The sequence below is a fragment of the Aliidiomarina haloalkalitolerans genome (genome assembly GCF_003987315.1).
Classification (GTDB): domain Bacteria; phylum Pseudomonadota; class Gammaproteobacteria; order Enterobacterales; family Alteromonadaceae; genus Aliidiomarina; species Aliidiomarina haloalkalitolerans.
In genome coordinates this window covers 14,307-37,885 of the sequence record NZ_PIPI01000010.1, presented here as the reverse complement: position 1 = coordinate 37,885, position 23,579 = coordinate 14,307, and the positions used below count along the sequence as shown (strand labels likewise).

The window sequence follows — 23,579 nt, the reverse complement described above, 5'->3', positions numbered from 1 at the left end:
CTCCAACTAAAGTATGAATTTTTTCATGCTGATGAGGAATAGCCGTGATTGTCACTCGCAGCATAGCATGGACAGGTACTAGATTATCATACAATGAAATCACAGAGGTGGATGCAATGATTTACGCTAATCCCGGTCATCCGGATTCAAAAGTAACCGTCAAAGATCAGTATGAAAATTATATCGGTGGCAAATGGGTTGCACCGGTCAAAGGCCAATATTTCGATAATGTATCGCCGGTCACCGGCAAGGCATTCTGTAAGATTGCACGCTCTACTGCGGAAGATGTCGATCTAGCTTTGGACGCGGCTCATGCAGCAAAAGAAGCATGGGGTAAAACATCCGTTACCGAGCGCTCCAATATCCTGCTGAAAATCGCTGACTGCTTGGAAGCTAATCTCGAATCGATCGCGGTAGCGGAAACTTGGGATAACGGCAAAGCGGTTCGCGAAACGTTAAACGCGGACGTTCCTTTAGCTGTCGATCACTTTCGTTATTTTGCCGGTACTATTCGTGCCCAAGAAGGTTCGATTGGCGAAATTGACCAAAACACCGTCGCCTATCATTATCATGAACCGCTTGGCGTTGTTGGCCAGATTATTCCGTGGAACTTCCCATTATTGATGGCCGCATGGAAACTTGCGCCGGCACTGGCAACGGGCAACTGCGTCGTATTGAAGCCTGCAGAACAAACTCCGTGGTCAATTCTGAAGTTTATTGAACTGGTCGGTGACTTGCTCCCGGACGGTGTACTGAACATCGTTAATGGCTTTGGTAAAGAAGCCGGTGAAGCGTTGGCGACGAGTAAGCGAATCGCGAAGATTGCCTTCACAGGTTCAACGCCAACCGGCTCTCATATTCTTAAGTGTGCAGCGGAAAACATTATTCCGTCTACTGTCGAGCTTGGTGGTAAGTCGCCGAATATTTACTTCGAAGACGTGTTTAATTACGAAGATAGCTATTTAGAGAAGTGTATTGAAGGCGTGGTCTTGGCGTTCTTTAACCAAGGCGAGGTCTGTACCTGCCCGTCGCGCTTGTTAGTGCACGAAAGTATCTACGACAAGTTTATTGAGTTAGTTATTGAACGTACCAAGAAAATCAAACGCGGTAATCCGCTCGACACGGATGTAATGGTCGGTGCTCAGGCTTCGCAGCAGCAGTTTGATAAAATCATGAGCTACTTTGACATTGGTCGCGGTGAGGGTGCAGAAATCCTCATGGGCGGTGACAAAGAGCAACTCGACAATGACCTTGCCAATGGCTACTACATTCAGCCAACCTTGATTAAAGGCAACAACAGCATGCGCGTGTTCCAAGAAGAAATTTTTGGGCCGGTGATTTCGGTGACCACGTTCAAGGACGAAGCGGACGCACTAGAGATTGCCAACGATTCTGAGTTTGGTTTAGGTGCGGGTTTATGGACGCGTGATATGAATCGCGCTTATCGCATGGGCCGCGGTATTCAAGCCGGTCGGGTGTGGACCAACTGCTATCACCACTACCCAGCGCATGCAGCGTTTGGTGGTTACAAGAAGTCCGGTGTTGGCCGTGAAAACCACAAGATGATGTTGTCGCATTATCAGCAAACGAAGAATATGTTGGTGAGTTACGACACCAATCCAATGGGCTTTTTCTAAGCCAATTGGCAAGCATGGAGAGAAGGAACAAGGACGTCGACAACGGGAGCTTTGAGCTCCCGTTTTTTTCGGCAGACGTTCAGGGTAGTATGAAGGGTAGAGTCACTTCGTTGGGAAACGTACAAGATGGACAAATCGATTGTCAGCGCTATGTCGGCAGCAAAAGATTCGGCAACCGCTGCCGAGGAATTGGCGACACAGCTCGGGAATAATAAGCTTGGCTTTATTCTCTTCTTTTGTTCGGCAGAATATGATCTGCCGGAACTTGCTGCCGCATTGGAAGAGCAGTTTCCACAGGTACCGAAAAGCGGCTGCACGACTGCTGGCGAATTGACACCCGCAGGTTATGCGCGCGGTCACATTGTCGCGCTCGGTTTTCACGCGAGTGATTTCCGTGTTGCGGTTGGCCCGATTCAAAATCTGACGGAGTTTGATTTGTTGCAAGCGCAGGAACTTATCGATAATTTATTGTTATCTGAGCCTGTGTATGGCGCACAGCAACGGCAAAGCTTTGCCTTGACCTTGTTCGATGGACTGTCGGCGCAAGAGGAAGTGGCGCTCTTCTCGTTACAAACGGCACTGGGGAAAATCCCGCATTTTGGCGGTTCCGCCGGTGATGATAATCAACTCACCGATACTTATATCTATTTCAACGGTAGTTTCCACACCAATGCGGCAGTGCTGCTGATATTTACCACTGCGCTGCCGTTCGAGGTGTTTAGTACCCATCACATGGAGCCGCGAACGGAAAAATTTGTCGTCACCGCTGCGAGCGACGATACGCGGACAGTCTACGAGTTGAACGCTGAGCCCGCCGCAGAAGCTTATGCTCAGTATGTGGGATGTGCGCTGACCGAGCTCGACGCGACGGTCTTTGCCATGCATCCGTTGGCGGTACGCATGGGTAATGAATATTTCGTTCGTTCGATTCAGCGCGTCAACGACGATGGCAGCTTAACTTTTTATTGCGCGGTAGGTGAAGGTGCGGTGCTCACTGCTATGGCGACGCAACCGATTTTACCGGATTTAGAACAGCGCTTTGCTGAGATCGAAAAAAGCATAGGCGAGCCATTGGTAACGATTGGCTGTGACTGCGTTTTGCGGCGGTTGGAATGTGAACAGCGCAATGAAGTTGCCGCTGCATCCGCATTCTATCGCCGCCATCAAGTACTCGGTTTTAACACTTACGGCGAGCATTTTAACGGCATTCATATCAATCAGACCTTTACGGGCGTGGTGATTGGGCGAGGTGAGGATGGCGTCTGAAACTGAGCTGCGGCATCAACTTGCTGAGCGGGAAGCAAAAATTGCTCGGCTCGAACGGATTAACCAAGCCCTGATGCAACGCATTGAGCAAGGCAGTTCGCCGCAGCTCAATGGTGTCCATTCGCCGTTTACCGCCTTTCAACATGCGGCAGTATTAGCAGAACAAGTTCGTGAGCGCACCCGAGAGTTGAAGCACAGTGCCGATGTGAGTAAACAGAAAGCCCTCGCTGAGAAAATGCTGCTGTTGCAGAACACGGTCGACAACCTATCGCAAGGTGTCGCGTTGGTGAATGGGCAAGGGCAACTTGAAGTTTGGAATGCAAAATTACTCGATTTGACTGGGCTAAGTCGCCGTCAACTTGGGCTAACCAATGACTTCCAAGCTTGCCTCATGAGGAGTGCCTTGTCACAACCACAGCAGATTTTCAGCCAAACACGAAGTGAACAGAAGTTACTGGACGGTCGAACCATTGCCGCTGAACGCCATCCTTTGCCAGATGCGGGTTATTTGTTGGCCTTAACTGATATATCAACCCACGTCGCCTATGCTGCGTCGTTAGCCGAAAGTGAGCGCTGGCTGCGTGCAATTACCGATAACGTACCTGCGATGATCGCCTACTTGTCAGCGAACGGCATATATGAATTTGTCAATCGCGGCTATGCAGAGTTTTATTTACAACCGGGACAAGAAATTCTCCAACAGCACATTACTGAAATCCATGGTGAATCAGGCTATCAGCGATTGCAGCCTTATATAGCCGAGGTGCTTAATGGTGACAATGTGGTGTTCGAAATTACGGAAACCAATATTCAGGGCGTGTCGCGGCATTTACTCAAGTCCTATGTGCCGAACCGCGATAGCGCCGGAAAAGTTTTAGGTTTCTTTGTGTTGAATCGCGATATTACCGAGCGAAAACGCACCTCAGAGGCGTTGCGCCAAGCGAATATATTACTTGAAAAGCGGGTGCAAGAACGCACAGCCGCACTCAGCCAAGCCAAAAACGAAGCAGAAATTGCGAACGCATCGAAATCGCAATTTCTTGCCGCAGTCAGTCATGATGTTCTGCAACCACTGAACGCTGCTCGTTTGTTTAATGGCGCGATGCTTGACCAGTCGTTAAGCCCCGAGGTGCGTGGACTGGCACAAAAAGCGGCGCGGTCATTGGATGACGTGGGCGACTTACTACGCACGCTGGTTGATTTGTCCAAATTAGATGCCGGTGCGCTCGCAGCTCAGGTTGAGGTCATTCCGGTCGATGCCGTATTAAAGCCACTCGCAGATGAAGCTGAGGCGATGCTGGCCAGTAAAGGCATTCGCCTGCGCTTGCAGTCTAGTCGTGACTGGATAATCACCGACAGTGCATTACTGACCCGTATTTTACGTAACTTCATTAGTAACGCTTACCGCTACACGCCTGCGGGTGGTGAGGTTTTATTGGGTTGTCGTCGCCGCGGCACTCAGCTCGAAATTCAGGTGCTCGATACGGGACCGGGTATCGCTGCAGACCAGCGAAAAAGTATTTTTCGAGAGTTTCATCGTTTGCCAGCAGCAGAGCATGAGCATGCTGGTGGCTTAGGTCTTGGATTAGCAATTGTCGAACGTCTAGCGCGGCTGCTTGATCATGTGGTGGATGTGAAGTCGAAGGTTGGGCGTGGCTCGATGTTTTCTATTCAGGTACCACGGCAGCAAGCAGATCAGAGCAGCGACCGACAAGCAAGAAGAGATGAACCGTCAGTTATTCCGAACACGATTCAAGAGCAGGGTCTCATTGGCGTCATCGATAATGATCCGGCGATTTGCCAAGCGCTCGAAAGTATCCTCAGCGGCTGGGGTTATACCGTGGTTTTGGCGCAGAATCGCGAGCAATTGGTGGCGCAGGATTTTTGGCAAGATCGCGAATTGCGGGCGGTGATTGTCGACTATCATTTAGGCGCAGATTTCGGCACCGATGTCGTCACCGAGCTGCTCCAACAGCGGCTCTCATCCGCACAGCCAGCGGTGCTATTACTCACGGCCAATCATAGCCAAGCACTGCAAGACCAAGCTCGAGAACTCGGTTTTGAACTGCTGCATAAGCCGGTAAGACCATTACAACTGCGAATGACCTTGCGGACTTTGTTTAGTCGGAGCAAATCTCGTTAATCGGGTAAATAGGCAGAGAAATCCGCGGCTTTCGCGATTAAAATCGCCTGCACACGATTGCTCACCTTAAGTTTACGGAAAATGGCGGAGACATGAGATTTAACCGTCGCTTCGCTCACGTGTAAGGCAAAGGCAATTTGCTTATTGGAAGCACCGTTAACCATTTCGCGTAAAACCCGAATTTGCTGTTTGGTAAGATCCGCAAGCGACACGATGGGCTGCTCAAGCGCTGGCGGACTGGTCTTGGCCGACAAGTTTGTTGTGCTGGCACGAAAACTGCCAGCGGGCAAATAGATATTCCCAGCAAGAATTTGTTCAATCGCTTGTGCTAATTCCGAGCGCTCGCTCGCCTTGGAAATATAACCAATGCAGCCTAACGCCATAGCTTCAAGAACAACATGCTTATCGTCTTCTGCGGAGAGCATGGCGACGGCTAACGTTGGGTATTTGGCAAGAAGTTGCGAGACCCCCTCTAAGCCATTCATGCCGGGCATATTGAGATCGAGAAGCACTAAGTCAACCGCGGGCTCGTCAGCTAATCGGGTAAAAACCTCACTCAGATTTGCGGCGTCGAGTAAGGTTGCTTGTGGAAAATGCCGGTGGACCACATCAGCGAGTGCGTCACGATAAAGCGGGTGATCGTCAGCAATTAGGAGCCGGAACATGATTGCGTCTCCTTCTGGCGCTGCATATGTTGCATCAGAGCTTTGAGCTGGGCTGGTTTCACCGGCTTGGCCAAGAACTGCAGACCGAGTTTACGCGTTTCTGCTTTTAAATCTGGGTCTCTGACTGCGGTCACCAAGGCTCCCGGTACGCGGTTTGGCCAAATGTCACTCAATGCTTGCCAGAGCGTTAAGCCGTCGCCGTGTTCGCCTAGTTGATAGTCCAGTAACACGCCGTCCGGCGCAGGGTTTTCTGCTGCCCATGTTAGTGCTTCCTGCGGGGTGGTGAACTGAATCGGATGGCAGTCCCACTTATGCAGCAGCGCTTCTAGAGCTTTAAGGTTCTCGGGTTCGTCATCAACACAGAGAATTTTCAGACCGTCGTAAGCCTGATTTGAGCGTTCAGGCCGCACACGCGGAATGACCATAGCGGCTGAGCCGAGAGGCACGAGCACGGAGAAGCGACTGCCTTGACCGAGTGCAGATTTAATCTCCAATGGGCAGTTTAGCTGTTCAGCCATGCGTTTGGCGACACTCAGACCTAAACCCACGCCGCTAATCGAACCTTGATGCAAACGAATAAAGGCCTCGAAAACTTCTTCGTGTTTTTGCTCTGGAATACCCGGGCCGCTGTCCCAAACCGCGAGTTCGGCATGGTCGCCATGTTTGCGAACGGTTAATAAAACACGACCGCTTTCGGTGTACTTCACCGCATTTGACAGGAAGTTCTGCACAATTCGCCGCAAATAAGTGGGGTCGGTATAGACGGTTAAATTGCGCAGTCGCGCTTTAAACTGCAGGTCTTTTTGTTCTGCCAGTACGGCATACTCAGGTACTAATGGCCCGAGAATGGTATTCAGGTCAATGTGCTTGAGTTGCGGCTGCATCGCCCCTTGTTCCATTTTGGCAATAGACAACAGTGCCGAAAGTAGATGCTCAGTGGAGTCGAGCGCATTATCGACTTTGTGAATTAAGCCCTGATTCTTGCCATCGAGTCGCTCGTGGTCAATTGCCGACAAGTAGAGCCGCGCGGCGTTCAGCGGCTGCAAAATGTCGTGACTAGCTAATGCCAAGAAACGCGTTTTACTGGCGTTGGCATTTTCCGCTTCAGCTTTTGCTGCTTGCAATGCGATTTCGATTTCCCGCCGCCGATCGATTTCCTCGGTCAGCTCACGGTTAATTTCTCGCACTTCGTCGGTGCGACTGCGAATCCGCGCTTCGAGGTCGATATTCGCATCTTCGAGTGCCTGCTGCGTTTCAATGTGCTCGGTGACGTCGGTAAAACTGGTAACGAACCCACCGTTAGGCAGCGGATTACCGACCATTTCAATGACGCGCCCGTCGGAGCGACGACGAATAAAGCGATGTGGTGAGCCAATTTGCATGTAGTGCAAGCGCTTGTTCACCAACTCTTCGACTTCACCAACACCACATTCGCCACGTTCGGCGTTGTAACGAATCAGATCCGCAATTGGACGTCCCGGCTGCACCATACCGTCAGGGTAATCAAAAAGCTCGAGGTAGCGTCGGTTCCAGACCACGAGGCGCAAGTCTTTGTCGACTACAGAAATACCTTGGGCGAGATTCTCCAGCGAGCTGTACATGATCGACTGTTGGGTTTGCAGCGCCTGCGTGGTGTCATCAAAGAAATGTACGACTTCTTCAAGATTCAGTTGGCGATTCTCGATGGCTGCATTGACGAGCGAGCGGGCGGTTGCGGCACCCAAAACCCCGCTAATGGCGCGTTCGGCGAAGTCCGAAAACTTAGCGTCGGCAATGCCGTCACGATCAAGTTGGCGATGACGTTGGTAACTTTTGAGTAGCTCTTCGCAGCGATGGGCGCCAAGAAAGGTCTCCATCAATAAGACTAAGTCAGCGACGCGCGTTTGTTGCAGTCGTTGCGGGCCAACGTTGGTATAGCTACTGCGCGGTTGCACAAATGCGGTGGCTTGGATTTTGTCGACCAAAGCGGGCACCGACAAATAGCTAAAGACAACGTAACCGGCAATGTTGGCCGCCATAGCAATCAGCGTACCGTGGGTGATAATGGTGTCGGTTTGCTCTGGCGGAGACTGTGTCAGCGGCAGCAGAATCGCAATTAGCCAGGTGACCATCCCTGCTATCAAGCCCCAGTAAACGCCCTGAGCATGACCGCGGCGCCAATACATGCCGCCGATAATTGCAGGCAGTAGTTGTAACACGACGGAGAACGCCAACAGGCCGATACTGACTAAGTTTAAACGCGCAAACCAAAGGTGATAGCAGGCCCAGCCGAGCACTAAAACGCTGACAATGGCATAGCGACGGACGCGAATCAGTCGCCGTGAAAAACGGTGGGGCTGTGGAATTTTCTGACCTTCGCGGGTCAGCCAAACGGGCATGACGACGTCATTACTGATCATGGTGCTGAGCGTCAAGGTAGCGACAATGACCATGGCCGTCGCGGCCGATATACCGCCGATATAGACCACAATCGCGAGCCAAGTTTGACCATTCACGTAAGGAATCAATAATGGAAATACGGAGCGTTCGTCAGGCAGGCCGTTATAGCTGCCGAGTAACTGTGTGCTGGTGATCGCCAGAACGGCAATGGCTGCAGAGGTAAGCAGCAAGTACACCGGAAACAGCCAACGGGCTGTTTTCAGGTGCGACAAGTGGACGTTATCGACGACGGTAACGTGGAACTGACGCGGTAAACAGAGGATGGCACCAGCCGCCATCGCCAGTTGAATGAAAAACTCTGCGTTTAATGCTTGCCAACCCCAACTGCTACTGAGCTGCAGGCTTTCAAGCTGGGCCGTGATGGTCAAGACGCTGTCGCTACGAAATGCCACCCACGCAAAGACCGCAACACCAAGCAAGGCGACGAGCTTGACCGTCGACTCAAAAGCGATGGCAAGCATCATACCACTGCGATACTCGGTGACATCGAGTCGCCGAGTACCAAAAACGATGGCAAATGCCGCCATCAGTAAGGCGACAATGAGCTCTTTCAGCGAGCCGCCAGTGACTTCCGGGGGCATACCACTGAGGACATTAAAGCTAATACCGACCGCTTTCAGCTGCAGTGCAATGTAGGGGATAACTGCAGCCGCGGCGATAACCGTCACCACCAGTGCCATTTTGTGGTTTTTACCGTAACGCGAGGCGATAAAGTCAGCGATAGACGTAATATTTTGCCGCTTACTGACGGCCACGAGTTTGGTTACAACCGGTAACCCGAACACATACAGCAATACGGGACCAAGCAAAATGGGCAAGAAACTCCAGCCCCCGTCAATGGCATTTCCAACCGCACCATAGTAGGTCCAGGTTGTACAATAAATAGCCAAAGACAGGCCGTACACCCACGGATGCAAGCTAATTTTGTAGCCTAACGAATGTTTGCGTTCACCCCACAGGGCAATAAGAAACAGCAGCGCAATGTAGCCTAGCGCAGATGCAATCAGAATCCAGATCATGTCGGTTGTTATGTCATTGATGGAATATTCACGGCTCACTGTGGCGTATTAGAAGACGCTCGTCAATCCGCTATTCATACTTCTTGATCCGGTCATGACGATATTTTGTCGTACCTGTCGAGGAGAGCATCACCTTTGCGACCGAGTGTTCAATGGATTCACGCAAGCCCTTAAAAAGCTCAACTTCTTGTGATTGCCTGAGATAATCGAGAATGCCTTCAGCGAGTTGCTCAATGATTTCTCTGGCTTTGCGAATTCGATATCCCTTGCCTTCCGCTAAACGCAGAAGTGTTGCCATGTCTGGAAAAGATTTACTCTGGGCTAATTTTAAGGCTAGCTTATTATCGATCGTGTCGTAAATAAGCGTATGCGTGATATCGAATGGGGGCGACACATAGATATCACTCATGTCTGGCAGGTACTGTAACGCAAAGTTCTTCAGATGAGCATCGCCATTACCAATAAGACAGTTAAAGACAATGTATCGATACATTTTCTCGATTTCTGCTTGGTTATTAGTGTACAAAAGCGTCGCATGCAAAAGAGCTTCATAGCTACCTGAGTATTTTGCGTCGGGGTCATTTGGCTTCTTCATCAGTGTGGTGAAGTCCTCGTACCCAAGTCGGCCCCCACTACTTGACGTGTCGAATCGCTCGACCACATAAGTCTCTAAATTTTCCGCCAAATAGGTTTTCGGTGGGTTAAGTCCGCACCAACGTGCTGCTTCCATACAGACAAACTCATTCACGGTAAGGAGGGGAAATTCTTCATCAAACGTTTTAACAATGATGTCGCGTTGCTCAACCGTTCGATCCGTCGCTAGCGTTTTGCTGCTCGGTACGCTCACTTTTGGCTGCACGCCCGCTAACGAGTTGCGTAAATAATACTTCTCTAACAATTGCGGGAATAACGGCTCGGGACTGTTGTAAGACAAGATGTCTTTGAGTGCTATGGACTCAATTACAGGTAATTGAATCTCGCTTTGATAGGACAGCATACCAATACCTTGATCGCCTTGTAGTGCGAGAAGATACATGTCGTTTACTTTCGCGTATCTGGCCAATTTTTCGGCAATAAATCGACGATTAAAACCTTCGGGTAGGTTCTGCGAGAAAATGGGATGCAGGCTTCCTGATGCGTAGCCATCTAATCCCTTTTTCGTCATTGTGAGCGAGATGTGATGCTCTTCTAGCGTAGGCTGAAAATGGTGGACAGAACCATGCGTGAGCAGCCCCGCTTCTATTTCGCCAACACACACTTGAATACGGGTGATTTTAGCAGGTAACTCAGGTCGCCCATTCGCAGTGCGAGTCATGATTCATCCTCCGAAAACAAGGAATCAATGTCGTCCCAGTCCGGTAAACGATGGGTCTTGCTCGACACCTCAAACTGCAAATTGACACTGTCGAGCAGGCGTTCGAAGATATCGAAAGAGCCGCTAAAGCGCCCATTTTCGATTTCAGAAATCGTTGATTTGTGAACACCAGTGAGCTCTGACAAAGCTTGTTGGGTGTATCCTAATTCTTTTCTACGCTCGCGAATTGCATTGCCGATCTCGATTCGTGTTGCCATCTTGCCACCATTAATGTTCGCTAATTGGCAAACATTATAGCCAAATGATTTATAATTTGCTATATGGCGAACAATTATGCGTAAGTAGTGACTTATTTGAGGACAAAAGACTGATTTTCAACGGTGTTGTTCCAACACCATCCACTGGTCTTCTTAACAAATAATTCACCTATTAGACTAACGTCCAATTTCCTCATTGCCATTTCTCTACGATGCTTGTTATCGACAAAAAGGTAGAACTACTCAACTAAGAGTAGCGCCAACAAACATACGTGGAGGAAATCACATGGCATTTGAATCGCAAGATCATGCCAAAGCCTACTGGAAAGAGAACCTGTCGTTGATGGTCAAGCTATTGGCTGTCTGGTTCACGGTCTCCTTTGGGTTCGGTATTATTTTGGTGGACTGGCTGAATCAGTTCTCCTTCTTCGGCTTTAAGTTGGGCTTTTGGTTTGCCCAACAAGGCGCAATTTACACCTTTATCGTGCTGATTTTTGTGTACATCGCACAAATGAACAAGCTCGATAAAAAATATAAAGTCGACGAGGAGTAAGCAATGGATATCAAAACACTGACGTTTATCGTCGTCGGCGCGACGTTTGCCCTTTATATCGGTATTGCGATTTGGGCGCGTGCTGGTTCAACAACTGATTTCTACGTTGCTGGCGGTGGTGTGCCTCCAGTCGCCAACGGTATGGCCACTGCAGCGGACTGGATGTCAGCCGCATCGTTTATTTCTATGGCTGGTTTGATTTCCATGCTCGGTTATGACGGTAGTGTCTACTTGATGGGCTGGACCGGTGGTTACGTGCTCCTGGCACTGTGTTTGGCACCGTACTTACGGAAATTTGGTAAGTTTACCGTGCCGGACTTTATCGGTGACCGTTATTACTCGCAAACCGCGCGAACGGTTGCGGTAATTTGTGCGATTCTGGTTTCCTTTACCTATATTGCCGGCCAAATGCGTGGCGTTGGCGTGGTCTTTAGTCGCTTCTTGGAAGTTGATATCACCACAGGCGTTCTGATTGGTATGGCCTTAGTGTATTTCTACACGTTACTGGGTGGTATGAAAGGGATTACCTATACCCAGGTTGCGCAATACTGTGTGTTAGCGTTTGCCTACACCGTGCCAGCGGTTTTCATTTCCATGCAAATGACCGGTCACTTCCTGCCGCAAACCGGTTTCGGTGCGACATTAGCTGACGGTTCGGGCATGTACATGCTTGAGCGTCTTGACGGCCTGTCGCAAGAGCTTGGTTTTGCTGCGTATACGGAAGGGACAAAATCCGGCATCGATGTCTTTGCCATTACGATGGCACTGATGGTTGGTACCGCAGGTTTGCCACACGTGATTATTCGCTTCTTCACCGTACCGAAAGTGAGTGATGCACGGAAATCAGGTGGTTGGGCACTCGTCTTTATTGCTGTGGTTTACACGACTGCTCCGGCAATTGCGTCAATTACCAAAGTGAACATTCTGAACACGCTGAACGGCCCTGAGCAGCAAGGTGTCTTGTATGAAAACGCACCAAGCTGGGTAACCAACTGGGAACGTACCGGCTTAATTGAATGGAATGACCACAACGAAGACGGTCGCATGTTCTACTCAGCTGACGAGCGTAACGAAATGCGCGTTGACGCGGACATTATCGTACTGGCCAGCCCAGAAATCGCTAACTTACCAAATTGGGTGATTGCGTTGGTCGCAGCAGGTGGTGTTGCAGCGGCGCTGTCGACATCGGCAGGTCTACTCTTGGTTATCTCCAGTTCGGTGTCCCATGACTTAATGAAACGAACCTTGATGCCCAATATATCCGACCGGCAAGAGTTGCTTTACGCACGAATTGCAGCGGGTGTGGCGGTTGTCATCGGTGCTTGGTTCGGTATTAATCCACCCGGATTCGTGGCGCAGGTGGTCGCCTTCGCGTTCGGTCTGGCAGCCGCCTCGTTCTTCCCTGCGATTATTATGGGTATCTTCCATAAACGCATGAATAGCTCGGGTGCGATTGCCGGTATGGTTGTCGGTGTGGTCTTTACCTTGTCATACATTATTTACTTCCGCTTTATTAACCCAGCGGCAGATACCCCAGACAACTGGTTATTTGGTATCTCGCCAGAAGGGATTGGTACCGTGGGTATGATTCTGAACTTCATTGTTGCGTTAACCGTGCTGAAGTTCACCAAGGACGCACCAGAAGAGATTCAAGAACTGGTTGAATCGATTCGTTATCCGAAAGGTTCAGGTGCTGCAACTCACCACTAAGGTCGAGCTGCAAAATCCTTGACGATTGGAAGCCCCGTGGTATCCGTGCCATGGGGCTTTTTTCTCACAAGTTTTTGTTTTATCAGGCAAACAAGCTAGACTGAAAGAAAGTTCGGCGAGGCCGACCTAAGGATCATGTAATGACCGCTGACAGTGCCGATATTCGTAGCTTTTTAATGCAAACGCCGCCATTCGATGGTCTTGAGGCGGAGCAGTTACAGCTTGCGCTCGACAAGCTGCAGGCTGTGTATGTCTGTCACGATAACCGCAAAGAAATCATGAAACCGGACGTGCATCAGTTGTATTTAGTGCGCTCCGGTGCGTATGACCTCGTCGACAAAGACGGCCAGCACTTAGACCGCCTTGAACCCGGCGACTTGTTTGGGTTCCCATCGTTGTTAACCGGCCGAAAAATTACCAATCAACTGCAGGTCATTGCCGATGGGATTATTTGGCAGTGGCCGGAGAGTGTATTTAACCAATTACGACGGAAAAACCAAAACTTCGAGCGTTACTTTGTCAACGCACATGGTCAGCGCTTGCTCGCAGAACAAGGACAGAAGCGAGGCGCTGATTGGAGTGAAAAGCGTATTGCCGAGGTAATCAATCGCACGCCTATTCAAATTCACAGCCAAGCGACTATTCGTGAAGCGGCCCAGCTGATGTCGGCCGAACGGGTGTCTTGTTTACTCGTGGTTGATGAGCAGCAATTGCGCGGTATTGTCACCGATAGGGATTTGCGTAACCGAGTCGTGGCGGCTGGGTTAAATGTCGATATTGCGGTGGCGGCGGTAATGACCCCAGCGCCGGCAGTGGTGTACGGCGACCAAAGCCTGTTTGATGCACTAACCACTATGAGTCAGAGTAATATCCACCACTTGCCAGTGTTGGACGGTAATGATGTGCCAATAGGCGTCATGACCAATACCGACTTGATGCACCAACAGCGCAGTGAGCCGGTACTGCTGATTAGCGCTTTGTTTAAAGCTGCAAGCCGCGAAGCGTTAGTGGAAGAGGCGGCGAAAGTGCCAGACTACTTGCGCAGTTTCGCCGGCCGAGTGAAAGACATTAGCATGATCGGACGCTTGCTGAACTCACTCACCGACAGCATGACGCGCAAACTCATTCGCCTCTACGAACAAGAGCACGGTAGCGCCCCTGCGACGTATGTTTGGTTGGCGTTTGGCTCACAAGCGCGCGGCGATCAGACACTCGGCTCCGACCAAGACAATGCCTTGTTATTGGCGGATGAAATTAGCGACGGCCAACGTGAATGGTTTGCCGGCATGGCGAAGTTCGTCAATGAAGGCTTGGCCGATTGCGGTATTCGTTTGTGTCCTGGTGACATTATGGCCATGAACTCGAAATGGCGCATGAACCAAATCGAATGGCGCGAGCAGTTTATGAAGTGGATTCGTTCGCCGACCCCACAGGCGATTATGCATTCGATGATCTTCTTCGATAGTCGGCCGGTTGCGGGCAATAATGCGCTGTATCGGCGGCATCGTGAAGAAATCGCCAAATTAGCAAAACAAGATATGTTTCTTGGCAATATCGCCCGCCACATTGGCGAGCTGAATGTGCCGCTTGGCTTGTTTAATCGCTTTCGAACCAAGAGCGAAGGCGACTTTGACTATATCGATATTAAAAAGCAGGCGATTGCCATTCTGAATGACATCGTGCGCCTATATGCGCTTGCGGCGGGGCTAACGGTTCCGTCGACGCCAGGTCGGTTAGAGCAGCTGAAAGGCAGTAGCTCGTTAAGCGACAAGGACAATCAAAACCTACTCGAAGCTTGGCAGTTTTTAACGCAGCTGCGCATGAATGCGCAAATGTATCGTCAAGAAGGGTCGAAGATTCCAGCCAACTCGGTTGACCCTGAAAGTTTGTCGACGCTGCAGCGTCGGCAACTGAAAGCGGCCTTTAAGGTGATTAAAGACTGCCAGCAAGGGGTGGCCTTTAAATTTGGCCGCAATATGTAGATGCGAAAGAATGTAGGCGCGGAGGACCGAGTATGATGGAACGCATTGCGCGCTGGCAGCATCGGCGGCAACCTTGGCAGAGCGGCAAATGGTTGGTGGTGGATATTGAAACCAACGGCTTGGATGCAAAAAATGACGCCATGCTGAGTATTGCGTGGGTGCCACTGCGTCCTCCCGTGATTGCCTTTGACCAGCATGGTTATCACGTCGTGAAGTCCACCGACGGTTTGTCGCAAGCCGCGGTTGTGCATCAGTTGTCGTCGGCGGACTTGGCCGCTGGCGCTCCCTTAGCTGAAGTGATGCAGGCGTTTATGCACGCGGCGCAGGGCGCCTTACTGGTGGCGCATAACGCGCGTTTTGATCTTGAAGTATTGCAGGTAGCGGCGCAGAAAATCGGCCAACCGGCATGGCGACCGCATGGGGTTTATTGTACGTTGCAGGCGGAACGGCGACGTTTGTTGCGTAGCCAAACTGAGCTTCAGCAGGGCGCATTAACCTTAGCTGCGAGTCGGGCGCGTTACGGCTTACCACCTTTTTATGGTCACCATGCGCTGAATGATGCGCTAGCCTGCGGCGAACTGTTTTTGGCCCAAGCCTATCGTTTTGCCTCGGGGCACCATCCCACTGTCGCAGCTTTATTGAAATCGGGGCGCTAGTGCTGTGGTGAATGGACAGCATTGAAAAATTGCTGCAATTTTATGCGAAATGAGTATACTGCTAACATAATCATAACAATAAAACTTAGCTGAAGTTGTATGCTCGCTGCAAAACGGCGGTAAGAGGGCGTTGTGACCATTCGAAGTTATCAAGTAGAACAACTCATTCGTGATGTCATGGATGAAGTCGCCGCAGAAACAGGCCGAGAAGAGCTTGGCGTGATAGAAGGCAATACGGTTCTAAGTGACAGTGGCTTAGATTCGCTCGGTTTTGCTATTTTAGTGGCCCGACTCGAGCAAAAAACCGGTTACGATCCATTCTCGCGTTTACCCGCGGAGCAATTTCCCCATACTTTTTCTGAACTCGTTGCTGTCTATCAGCGCGAACTTTAAACCTATCCCAATGTGTTTCTAGAAGGAACCTGTGCATGCGTAAGTGGCTTTTGGCAGTCAGCGGTGTGGTAGCAGCGCTTGGACTCTTTGGTTGTAGCTCGGCTTTTATGAATTATAACGACGCCGCGACATCGTCGAGCAGCTTAGTGAATTTTTTATATCCAGACGAAAAATCGCGTGAAGTGCTAGAGCCGACTATTCCGACTTTATCGCTGCCACTGCGTGTGGGCGTGGCTTTTGTGCCCGCGCAACGTAGTCATCGTGAAATTCCCCACGCCCAACAGATTGCGTTACTTGAGCAAGTGAAAACTGAGTTTGCGCAGTATGAATACATTGACCGCATTGAAGTCATTCCAAGCACTTACCTCAGTGGCGGTCAGGGTTTTACGACGCTTGACCAAGTTGCACGGTTATACAATGTTGACGTGATAGCGCTGGTTTCCCATGACCAAGTCGTGAACACGTTTGATCGGAAGAGCTCGCTGTTATATTGGACCATTGCGGGTGCATACGTTGTCAAAGGCACCGAAAATGAAGTGCAAACCTTTGTCGACACCGCCGTGTTTGATGTGCGTACGCGTAACATGTTGTTCCGAGCGCCCGGTGTAGCGACGACAGCGAATCGGACCACCTTAGTGGAAGCGAGTGCCGAGCTAAGTGCGCAACGCAGTGAAGGCTTCGTATTAGCGGTGGAACAAATGAACGAGAACCTGAAGTTTGAATTGGCCCGCTTCGAAGACCGCGTGAAAAACGAGAAAATTGCGCGGGTTGAACGTCGCAGTGGTTATTCGGGTGGTAGTTTTGGCACGAGTTTATGGGCAGCTTGGTTGGCGTTGTTGGCGGCATTTGCAGTGCGGCAGTGGCGAGTACGTCGCTGTCGTTAAAGGCAAATCGTTAAAGGCAAACTACAAATACAAAAAAACCGCCAGTAGGCGGTTTTTTCGTTAGTGCTTCGCGACCGTTAGTGCTTCGCAACTCGATGCAATTAAGCAGAAAGTGCCTTGATCTGAGCAGACAAACGGCTCTTATGACGAGCAGCTTTGTTCTTGTGGATCAGACCTTTGGTCGCGTAGCGGTCGATAACCGGAGTCAGAACAGCGAATGCCTGCTGTGCCTGAGCCTGATCACCGGCAGCGATAGCTGCTTGAACTTTTTTGAGGTAAGTGCGCATCATTGAGCGGCGGCTGGCATTGTGGCGACGGTTTTTTTCCGCCGTAATCGCGCGCTTCTTCGCAGACTTGATGTTAGCCAAGGTGAAACTCCTGATAATTCGTAAACTTGTGCCGGACTTTTTAAGGCCGAGGATCATGCCTCTTTTGCGATTAAAAGTCAAACGGATTCGATGAAAGATTGTGCGCGGATATTACGGATCTGGACGGTGAAAAGCAACCATTTTATGATAATCTGCTAAGCAATTTATTTTTGCGCGGTTTTTTCGCGCTTTAGCCAGCGACACGCAGGGACTTCGTGACTACACAAACAAAGCAATCTGACTTGCCACCGAAAAACAAGGCACCTGCACCGCGACTTCTTCGCTCTGGCCTGATTGTCAGTGTGATGACCTTTCTATCGCGCATCTTAGGACTTGTTCGCGACGTTGTTATTGCGGCACTGATGGGCGCAGGCGCCGCCGCCGACGTGTTCTTGTTTGCGAATAAGATCCCCAACTTTTTGCGTCGTTTGTTTGCCGAAGGTGCCTTTGCACAAGCGTTTGTTCCTGTATTAACTGAGTATCATCGGGGTAAAACCCTCGATGACACCCGTTTATTGATGGCGCGCGTTGCCGGTACCCTCGGTACGCTGGTCGGCATAGTTACTCTATTGGCGGTGATTTTTTCGCCAGTTGTCGCTGCATTGTTTGGTATGGGCTGGTTTATGGACTGGCTGCAAGGCGGCGAACAGGCAGAGAAATTTGAACTCGCGAGCTTATTACTGCGCATTACCTTTCCTTATTTGTTCTTTATTACCTTAACCGCACTGGCTGGTGCCGCGTTGAATGTGCTCGGCCGCTTTGGTGTCGCGGCCTTTACGCCGGTACTACTGAACGTGTCGGTAATTGTGGCTGCACTGTGGTTGGCACCCATGCTCGCACAACCGGAAATCGGCTTAGCCATTGGTGTGTTTGTTGGTGGTGTGGTGCAGTTTTTATTCCAAATTCCTTTTCTACGCCAAGCCGGTTTACTGGTGCGGCCGCGTTGGGGATGGCGCGACCCTGGGGTGGTGCGTATTCGCACGCTCATGATTCCTGCCTTGTTCGGCGTGTCGGTGAGCCAAATTAATTTGTTACTCGACACCGTCATTGCCAGTTTTTTACAAACCGGCTCGATTAGCTGGCTGTATTATGCGGATCGGTTATTGGAATTTCCGCTTGGCTTATTTGGTATCGCCATCGCCACCGTGATTTTACCGGCGCTGTCGGCGCGCCATGTCGACCAGTCGCTAGAGAAATTTCAACAGACCCTCGACTGGGGTGTGCGCATGGTGGTCATGCTCGGTTTACCCGCGATGGCCGGCTTATTTGTTCTCGCTGAGCCTATGTTATTGGTGTTATTCGAACGCGGCTCGTTTACCCCGAACGACGCCTATTTATCGTCATTCGCATTAATGGCCTATGCCACAGGGTTACTGAGCTTTATGTTAGTGAAAGTGTTGGCGACTGGCTTTTTCTCGCGCCAAGACACCAAACGGCCAGTGAAATATGGGATTATCGCCATGGCGGCGAACATGGTGTTTAACATTATTTTGGCGATTCCGTATGGTTACGTTGGTTTAGCTTTAGCGACCGCAATGTCCGGTACCTTAAATGCCCTTTTATTAGGCGCGGTTCTGTATCGTGAAGGCGTATTACTGTTAAGCCGGCAGACTCGCGTGTTTATTCTGCAAGTATTCTTGGCCACCGTGGTGATGGTGCTGGCAGTGCTGTGGTTATTACCGTCACAAGCAGCATGGATTGAGGCCGCTTTTAGTCAACGTGCGATTTGGCTAGCGGGTTTAATCGCAGTGGGTGGCGTGAGTTACTTAGCTGCTTGGTTTATTTTTGGTGGCCGGCCGCGGGCAATTCGTGCGCGCTGATTTGGCAAACGGAAGGGTGCATGGTCATGGGGTTTGCAGTATAATCGCGCGCCTATGGAATTAATTCGTGGTTTACATAATATAAAGCCGAAGCATCGTAGATGCGTGCTCACCATTGGTAACTTTGACGGTGTGCATTTAGGCCATCAAGCGGTGCTAGCGCGAGTGCGCGAGCAAGCCGCCACTTATGGCGTGCCTGCAGCCGTGATGATTTTCGAGCCGCAACCGTTGGAGTTGTTCGCCCCGGAAAAAGCCCCGGCGCGTTTGAGTCGTTGGCAAGACAAGTTTCGTGCCTTGAGTGATAACGGCATGGATCGGGTATTACTGACGCAATTTAATGCGCGTTTTGCTAACCTAACCGCCGAGCAATTTATTGAAGACGTTCTGGTGGCGAAGCTCGGTGTAAAATTACTCGTTGTGGGTGACGACTTCCGCTTTGGTAAAGGCCGCACCGGCGACTTCAAACTGTTGCAACAAGCGGGCAAGCACTTTGGCTTCGATGTCATTGACACAGCAAGCTATCGCACCGAAGAGATTCGGGTGTCGAGCACAGCCATACGCAGTGCGCTAGCGACAGCTGATTTTGCCGCAGCAGAGCGTATGCTGGGGCGACCTTTTAGTTTTGTTGGCCGTGTTCGCCACGGTGCCAAGCGCGGCCGCACCATTGGTTTTCCAACCGCGAATATTGCCTTGCAGCGGTTACATTCACCATTACATGGTGTGTACATGGTCAATGTTGAAGCCGCCGGAAAACTGTATGGCGGTGTTGCCAATGTTGGGCGCAAGCCAACGGTTGCCGGCGACAAAGAGCTATTAGAAGTACATATTTTTGATTTTCAGCCGACGGCAGCAATGCCTGATTTATACGGCCAAACGTTGCGAGTGACGCCTTTAGTATGGCTGCGCGACGAACAGCAGTTTGCCGATTTTGCGGCACTGCAAGCACAAATTAAAGCTGACGCCGACACCGCACGGGCGCTTTTTGCGGCCATGCATGACGAGCAAAACAACTCGGACAGTGCGGCAGCAGAGTTAACGAATTCATCGAAGTAAAATAAAACGGACCCAATGGCATGAGTGATTATAAACAGACCCTAAACCTGCCAGATACCGCGTTTCCAATGCGTGGTAACTTAGCGCAGCGCGAACCTGAGATGTTAAAACAGTGGTACCAGGACGACCTTTACGGTCAAATTCGTCAGGCGCGGGCGGGCCGAGATAAGTTTATTTTGCACGATGGCCCTCCGTATGCGAATGGCTCGATTCACATTGGCCACGCGGTGAACAAGATCATCAAAGACATGATCGTCAAAGCGAAAACCCTGAGTGGCTTTGACTCGCCTTACGTACCAGGTTGGGACTGTCACGGACTGCCAATTGAGCTAGTGGTGGAGAAGAAATACGGCAAGCCTGGGCAAAAGTTGTCAGACGCTGAGTTCCGTGCTAAGTGTCGCGAATACGCCATGACCCAAGTTGAAGGTCAGCGAGAAGACTTTAAACGGTTGGGGGTTTTAGGCGACTGGGACAACCCTTACTTAACGATGAATTTTGCTCAAGAAGCCAACATTATTCGGGCATTGGGTGCGATTATTGACCGCGGCCATTTACAGCAAGGCTTTAAGCCAGTGCATTGGTGTACCGACTGTGGTTCTGCATTAGCGGAAGCGGAAGTTGAGTATAAAGACAAAACCTCACCAGCGATTGACGTGCGTTTCCCGGTGGTTGAGAGCGACGCTGTGGTCGCGAAATTTAACCCGCCACAAGACCACAATGGGACCGGTAAAGTCAGCGTTTTAATTTGGACCACGACGCCGTGGACAATTCCTGCTAACCAAGCCGTGACCATCGAGCCAAGCCTTGAGTATGCGCTGGTGCAAATTGAAGCCGATAGCGACAACGAGATTGCCGCGGAGCGAGTAATTCTGGCCAGTGAGCTGGTGACCTCGGCAATGGAGCGTTATGGCGTGCGCAAATACCACAAGTTGGGCTTCTGTAAAGGCGCTGACTTAGAGCTGGTGCAGCTGCAGCACCCGTTGTATGACCGCCAAGTACCGCTTATTTTAGGTACCCACGTGACCACGGACTCGGGTACTGGCTGTGTGCACACTGCTCCTGGCCACGGTGTGGACGACTTTTTAGTCGGTCAACAATACGGCCTCGAAGTGTATAACCCAGTGAACGACAACGGTGTTTATAAAGAAGACACCGAGCTGTTTGCTGGCCAACACGTGTTTAAAGCCAATACGCCAATTGTCGATGCGCTGCGCGCTGCCGGCAATCTCATTCATCATGAAGCCTATGAGCACAGCTATCCGCACTGCTGGCGCCATAAAACGCCGATTATTTTCCGGGCGACGCCACAATGGTTTGTGAGCATGGATAAGCAAGGCCTGCGTGCGCAAGCCTTGAGCGAAATTAAGCAAGTTCGTTGGATCCCAGAGTGGGGCGAAAACCGTATCGCCGGTATGATCGACGGCCGCCCTGACTGGTGTATTTCCCGCCAGCGTACTTGGGGTGTGCCAATTACCCTGTTTATTCATACTGAAACGGCTGAGCCGCATCCGCGTTCACTTGAGCTGCTTGAACAAGTGGCGCAACGGGTGGAAAAAGAAGGCATTCAAGCCTGGTTTGATTTAGACGCCAGCGAGCTTCTCGGTGACGAAGCGAAGCAGTACCGAAAATTAACCGATACCCTCGACGTATGGTTTGACTCGGGTGTCACACACTATTGCGTCTTGAAGCAAGACGAAAACTTGCAGTGGCCAGCAGACCTCTATTTAGAAGGGTCTGACCAACACCGCGGCTGGTTCCAGTCGTCGTTGCTAACCGGTGTTGCGACCCAAGGTAAAGCACCTTATAAGCAAGTGCTGACGCACGGCTTCACGGTTGACCAGCACGGCCGCAAGATGTCGAAGTCGCTTGGTAATGTGGTGTCACCACAAGATGTCATGAACAAACTCGGCGGCGACATTCTGCGCCTTTGGGTCGCAAGCAATGACTACACGGCCGAAATGACAGTGTCGGACGAAATTCTGAAACGTTCAGCGGACGCCTATCGTCGCATTCGTAATACGGCACGGTTCTTGTTAGCGAACATTAATGGCTTTAACCCGACTGAGCACCAAGTTGCGGCTGCCGATATGGTTGAGCTGGATCGCTGGATTGTCGGCCGTGCGCAAGCGTTGCAGGAAGAAATCCAACATGCTTACGACAACTATCAGTTCTTAAGCGTGGTGCAGAAGCTCATGCATTTCTGTTCAATTGAACTGGGCAGCTTCTACCTCGATATCATCAAAGATCGTCAATACACCGCGAAAGCCGACAGCAACGCACAGCGTTCGTGCCAAACGGCGTTGTGGCATATTGCTGAAGCTTTAGTGCGCTGGATGACACCAATTTGTAGCTTTACTGCTCAAGAAATTTGGGAACAACTACCGCAGCCAGTTGCAGGCGAGCGCAGCAAGTACGTGTTCACCGCCGAGTGGTATCAAGATTGGCCAAGCGATTTAAGTACCGGCAAAGTCACTAATGCGCAGTGGCAACAGCTTATCGAAGTACGCGATGCGGTTAACGGTGCGCTTGAAGCTGCACGTCGAAATGACGTCATTGGCGGTGCGTTACAAGCAGAAGTCACCTTGTATGCAGCGCCCGAATTGGCGGCAACCTTACGAGTGTTGGGCGACGAACTACGTTTTGTCCTCTTAACCTCAGCGGTAACGGTGGCGGCGCTCGATAGTGCACCAGCAGCGGCAGAAAACACTGAGTTGAAAGACTTACAAGTCGTTGTTGCTCGCACCGAACACAAAAAATGTGGTCGTTGTTGGCATCATCGTGCCGACGTTGGCGCGGTTGCTGAGCACCCAGACCTGTGTGGTCGCTGTGTGACGAACGTCGACGGCGCTGGCGAAAGCCGAGAGTTTGCCTAATGACGGCGGCGCAAACGCCTAAGCGCTGGCAGGAAAGCGGTTGGCACCTGTGGTGGTTAATGGTCGCGCTGGTGGTGGCCGACCAATTTACTAAGTGGTTGGTTGTCGCCAACATGGACTTATTCAGTCGGATTAACCTGCTGCCGTTTTTCGATTTAGTGCATGTACGGAACTATGGGGCTGCTTTTAGTTTCTTAAGTGATCAAGGCGGTTGGCAGCGTTGGTTTTTTACCGCGATTGCAATTGCCATTAGCACCGTAATTGCGGTGCTGTTACGTCGGCAACCAAAAGCAATGACGACCGCGAACTGGGCGTTTGCTTTAATTCTCGGTGGCGCGCTGGGTAACTTGATTGACCGTACTCGCCTTGGTTATGTGGTTGACTTCTTAGACTTTTATGTTGGCAGTTACCATTGGCCAGCGTTTAACGTCGCCGACAGCGCCATTGTCATCGGTGCCGGTTTAATGATTTACGAAGGCTTTTTTGGCCAGTCCGCAAAGGATGCTGGCAAGAACGCGAAGTGATTGATCAACAAAGGTAAATGTC

At 50.8% G+C, this 23,579-nt stretch carries 18 protein-coding genes; 13 read left to right on the top strand and 5 right to left on the bottom strand.

Annotated elements, in window-relative coordinates:
• Positions 1–116 precede the first annotated feature (116 nt).
• From exaC to CWE06_RS11335, 3 genes are all read left to right on the top strand, one after another.
• The gene (exaC, locus tag CWE06_RS11345) at positions 117–1,637 is read left to right on the top strand and encodes an acetaldehyde dehydrogenase ExaC (protein WP_126794311.1); all 1,521 of its coding nucleotides are present in this window, start codon (positions 117–119) and stop codon (positions 1,635–1,637) included.
• A gap of 126 nt (positions 1,638–1,763) precedes the next feature.
• Positions 1,764–2,903: a nitric oxide-sensing protein NosP gene (gene nosP, locus CWE06_RS11340; protein ID WP_198679096.1), complete on the top strand. Its 1,140-nt coding sequence runs from the start codon at positions 1,764–1,766 to the stop codon at positions 2,901–2,903.
• Positions 2,893–5,046: a PAS domain-containing hybrid sensor histidine kinase/response regulator gene (locus tag CWE06_RS11335; protein ID WP_126794308.1), complete on the top strand. Its 2,154-nt coding sequence runs from the start codon at positions 2,893–2,895 to the stop codon at positions 5,044–5,046. Before nosP ends, CWE06_RS11335 begins: the two co-directional genes overlap by 11 nt.
• Here the strand turns inward: CWE06_RS11335 and CWE06_RS11330 are convergent.
• The 4 genes from CWE06_RS11330 to CWE06_RS11315 all read right to left on the bottom strand — a co-directional run bounded on the left by CWE06_RS11330 (position 5,043) and on the right by CWE06_RS11315 (position 10,741).
• Positions 5,043–5,711: a response regulator gene (locus tag CWE06_RS11330; protein WP_126794305.1), complete on the bottom strand. Its 669-nt coding sequence runs from the start codon at positions 5,709–5,711 to the stop codon at positions 5,043–5,045. The two genes, CWE06_RS11335 and CWE06_RS11330, sit on opposite strands and share 4 nt — an antisense overlap.
• The gene (locus CWE06_RS11325) at positions 5,696–9,169 is read right to left on the bottom strand and encodes a PAS domain-containing hybrid sensor histidine kinase/response regulator (RefSeq protein ID WP_126794302.1); all 3,474 of its coding nucleotides are present in this window, start codon (positions 9,167–9,169) and stop codon (positions 5,696–5,698) included. The genes CWE06_RS11330 and CWE06_RS11325 overlap by 16 nt, the downstream gene beginning before the upstream one ends.
• Positions 9,170–9,239: 70 nt before the next feature.
• Positions 9,240–10,484: a type II toxin-antitoxin system HipA family toxin gene (locus tag CWE06_RS11320; RefSeq protein ID WP_126794299.1), complete on the bottom strand. Its 1,245-nt coding sequence runs from the start codon at positions 10,482–10,484 to the stop codon at positions 9,240–9,242.
• Complete coding sequence (locus tag CWE06_RS11315; protein WP_126794296.1) at positions 10,481–10,741, bottom strand: helix-turn-helix domain-containing protein; 261 nt, start codon at positions 10,739–10,741, stop codon at positions 10,481–10,483. The genes CWE06_RS11320 and CWE06_RS11315 overlap by 4 nt, the downstream gene beginning before the upstream one ends.
• Before the next feature lie 286 nt (positions 10,742–11,027).
• Here CWE06_RS11315 and CWE06_RS11310 point away from each other — a divergent pair, with 286 nt between their 5' ends.
• The 6 genes from CWE06_RS11310 (at position 11,028) to rhlP (ending at position 16,919) form a co-directional block, all read left to right on the top strand.
• The gene (locus CWE06_RS11310; RefSeq protein WP_126794293.1) at positions 11,028–11,294 is read left to right on the top strand and encodes a DUF4212 domain-containing protein; all 267 of its coding nucleotides are present in this window, start codon (positions 11,028–11,030) and stop codon (positions 11,292–11,294) included.
• Positions 11,295–11,297: 3 nt separating this feature from the next.
• On the top strand, positions 11,298–13,004 hold the full coding sequence (locus CWE06_RS11305; RefSeq protein WP_126794290.1) for a sodium:solute symporter family protein: 1,707 nt from the start codon (positions 11,298–11,300) through the stop codon (positions 13,002–13,004).
• Positions 13,005–13,144: 140 nt separating this feature from the next.
• Positions 13,145–14,986 (top strand): DUF294 nucleotidyltransferase-like domain-containing protein, encoded by a 1,842-nt coding sequence (locus CWE06_RS11300; RefSeq protein WP_126794287.1) that lies wholly within the window; start codon positions 13,145–13,147, stop codon positions 14,984–14,986.
• 32 nt (positions 14,987–15,018) lie between these two features.
• Positions 15,019–15,642, top strand: coding sequence for a 3'-5' exonuclease (locus CWE06_RS11295; protein ID WP_126794284.1), 624 nt, complete (start codon positions 15,019–15,021; stop codon positions 15,640–15,642).
• A 132-nt stretch (positions 15,643–15,774) separates the two neighbouring features.
• Positions 15,775–16,035, top strand: coding sequence for an acyl carrier protein (locus CWE06_RS11290; RefSeq protein ID WP_126794281.1), 261 nt, complete (start codon positions 15,775–15,777; stop codon positions 16,033–16,035).
• Between the two features lie 35 nt (positions 16,036–16,070).
• Positions 16,071–16,919 carry a rhombotarget lipoprotein gene (gene rhlP, locus CWE06_RS11285; protein WP_126794278.1) on the top strand — a complete coding sequence of 283 codons (849 nt, stop codon included), beginning with the start codon at positions 16,071–16,073 and terminating at the stop codon, positions 16,917–16,919.
• 101 nt (positions 16,920–17,020) lie between these two features.
• Here the strand turns inward: rhlP and rpsT are convergent, their stop codons facing one another.
• Positions 17,021–17,287 carry a 30S ribosomal protein S20 gene (rpsT, locus tag CWE06_RS11280; RefSeq protein ID WP_126794275.1) on the bottom strand — a complete coding sequence of 89 codons (267 nt, stop codon included), beginning with the start codon at positions 17,285–17,287 and terminating at the stop codon, positions 17,021–17,023.
• A gap of 305 nt (positions 17,288–17,592) precedes the next feature.
• Here rpsT and murJ point away from each other — a divergent pair, with 305 nt between their 5' ends.
• Genes murJ through lspA form a run of 4 tightly spaced genes read left to right on the top strand, consistent with a single transcriptional unit; the run spans position 17,593 to position 23,557 of the window.
• Positions 17,593–19,107, top strand: coding sequence for a murein biosynthesis integral membrane protein MurJ (gene murJ / locus CWE06_RS11275; protein ID WP_126794441.1), 1,515 nt, complete (start codon positions 17,593–17,595; stop codon positions 19,105–19,107).
• 54 nt (positions 19,108–19,161) lie between these two features.
• Positions 19,162–20,160 carry a bifunctional riboflavin kinase/FAD synthetase gene (gene ribF / locus CWE06_RS11270; RefSeq protein WP_126794272.1) on the top strand — a complete coding sequence of 333 codons (999 nt, stop codon included), beginning with the start codon at positions 19,162–19,164 and terminating at the stop codon, positions 20,158–20,160.
• Positions 20,161–20,180: 20 nt separating this feature from the next.
• Positions 20,181–23,033, top strand: coding sequence for an isoleucine--tRNA ligase (gene ileS / locus CWE06_RS11265; RefSeq protein WP_126794269.1), 2,853 nt, complete (start codon positions 20,181–20,183; stop codon positions 23,031–23,033).
• Entirely contained in the window at positions 23,033–23,557 is a 525-nt protein-coding gene (lspA, locus tag CWE06_RS11260; RefSeq protein ID WP_126794266.1) for a signal peptidase II, read from the top strand. The genes ileS and lspA overlap by 1 nt, the downstream gene beginning before the upstream one ends.
• The last annotated feature ends 22 nt before the right edge of the window (positions 23,558–23,579 follow it).

Coding starts and splice junctions, on each gene's coding strand:
- murJ (WP_126794441.1), top strand. CDS start 17,593: ATGACCTTTCTATCGCGCATCTTAGGACTTGTTCGCGACGTTGTTATT.
- ribF (WP_126794272.1), top strand. CDS start 19,162: ATGGAATTAATTCGTGGTTTACATAATATAAAGCCGAAGCATCGTAGA.
- CWE06_RS11305 (WP_126794290.1), top strand. CDS start 11,298: ATGGATATCAAAACACTGACGTTTATCGTCGTCGGCGCGACGTTTGCC.
- CWE06_RS11300 (WP_126794287.1), top strand. CDS start 13,145: ATGACCGCTGACAGTGCCGATATTCGTAGCTTTTTAATGCAAACGCCG.
- ileS (WP_126794269.1), top strand. CDS start 20,181: ATGAGTGATTATAAACAGACCCTAAACCTGCCAGATACCGCGTTTCCA.
- lspA (WP_126794266.1), top strand. CDS start 23,033: ATGACGGCGGCGCAAACGCCTAAGCGCTGGCAGGAAAGCGGTTGGCAC.
- CWE06_RS11320 (WP_126794299.1), bottom strand. CDS start 10,484: ATGACTCGCACTGCGAATGGGCGACCTGAGTTACCTGCTAAAATCACC.
- CWE06_RS11310 (WP_126794293.1), top strand. CDS start 11,028: ATGGCATTTGAATCGCAAGATCATGCCAAAGCCTACTGGAAAGAGAAC.
- nosP (WP_198679096.1), top strand. CDS start 1,764: ATGGACAAATCGATTGTCAGCGCTATGTCGGCAGCAAAAGATTCGGCA.
- CWE06_RS11315 (WP_126794296.1), bottom strand. CDS start 10,741: ATGGCAACACGAATCGAGATCGGCAATGCAATTCGCGAGCGTAGAAAA.
- CWE06_RS11295 (WP_126794284.1), top strand. CDS start 15,019: ATGATGGAACGCATTGCGCGCTGGCAGCATCGGCGGCAACCTTGGCAG.
- CWE06_RS11325 (WP_126794302.1), bottom strand. CDS start 9,169: ATGATCTGGATTCTGATTGCATCTGCGCTAGGCTACATTGCGCTGCTG.
- exaC (WP_126794311.1), top strand. CDS start 117: ATGATTTACGCTAATCCCGGTCATCCGGATTCAAAAGTAACCGTCAAA.
- rhlP (WP_126794278.1), top strand. CDS start 16,071: ATGCGTAAGTGGCTTTTGGCAGTCAGCGGTGTGGTAGCAGCGCTTGGA.
- CWE06_RS11335 (WP_126794308.1), top strand. CDS start 2,893: ATGGCGTCTGAAACTGAGCTGCGGCATCAACTTGCTGAGCGGGAAGCA.
- CWE06_RS11330 (WP_126794305.1), bottom strand. CDS start 5,711: ATGTTCCGGCTCCTAATTGCTGACGATCACCCGCTTTATCGTGACGCA.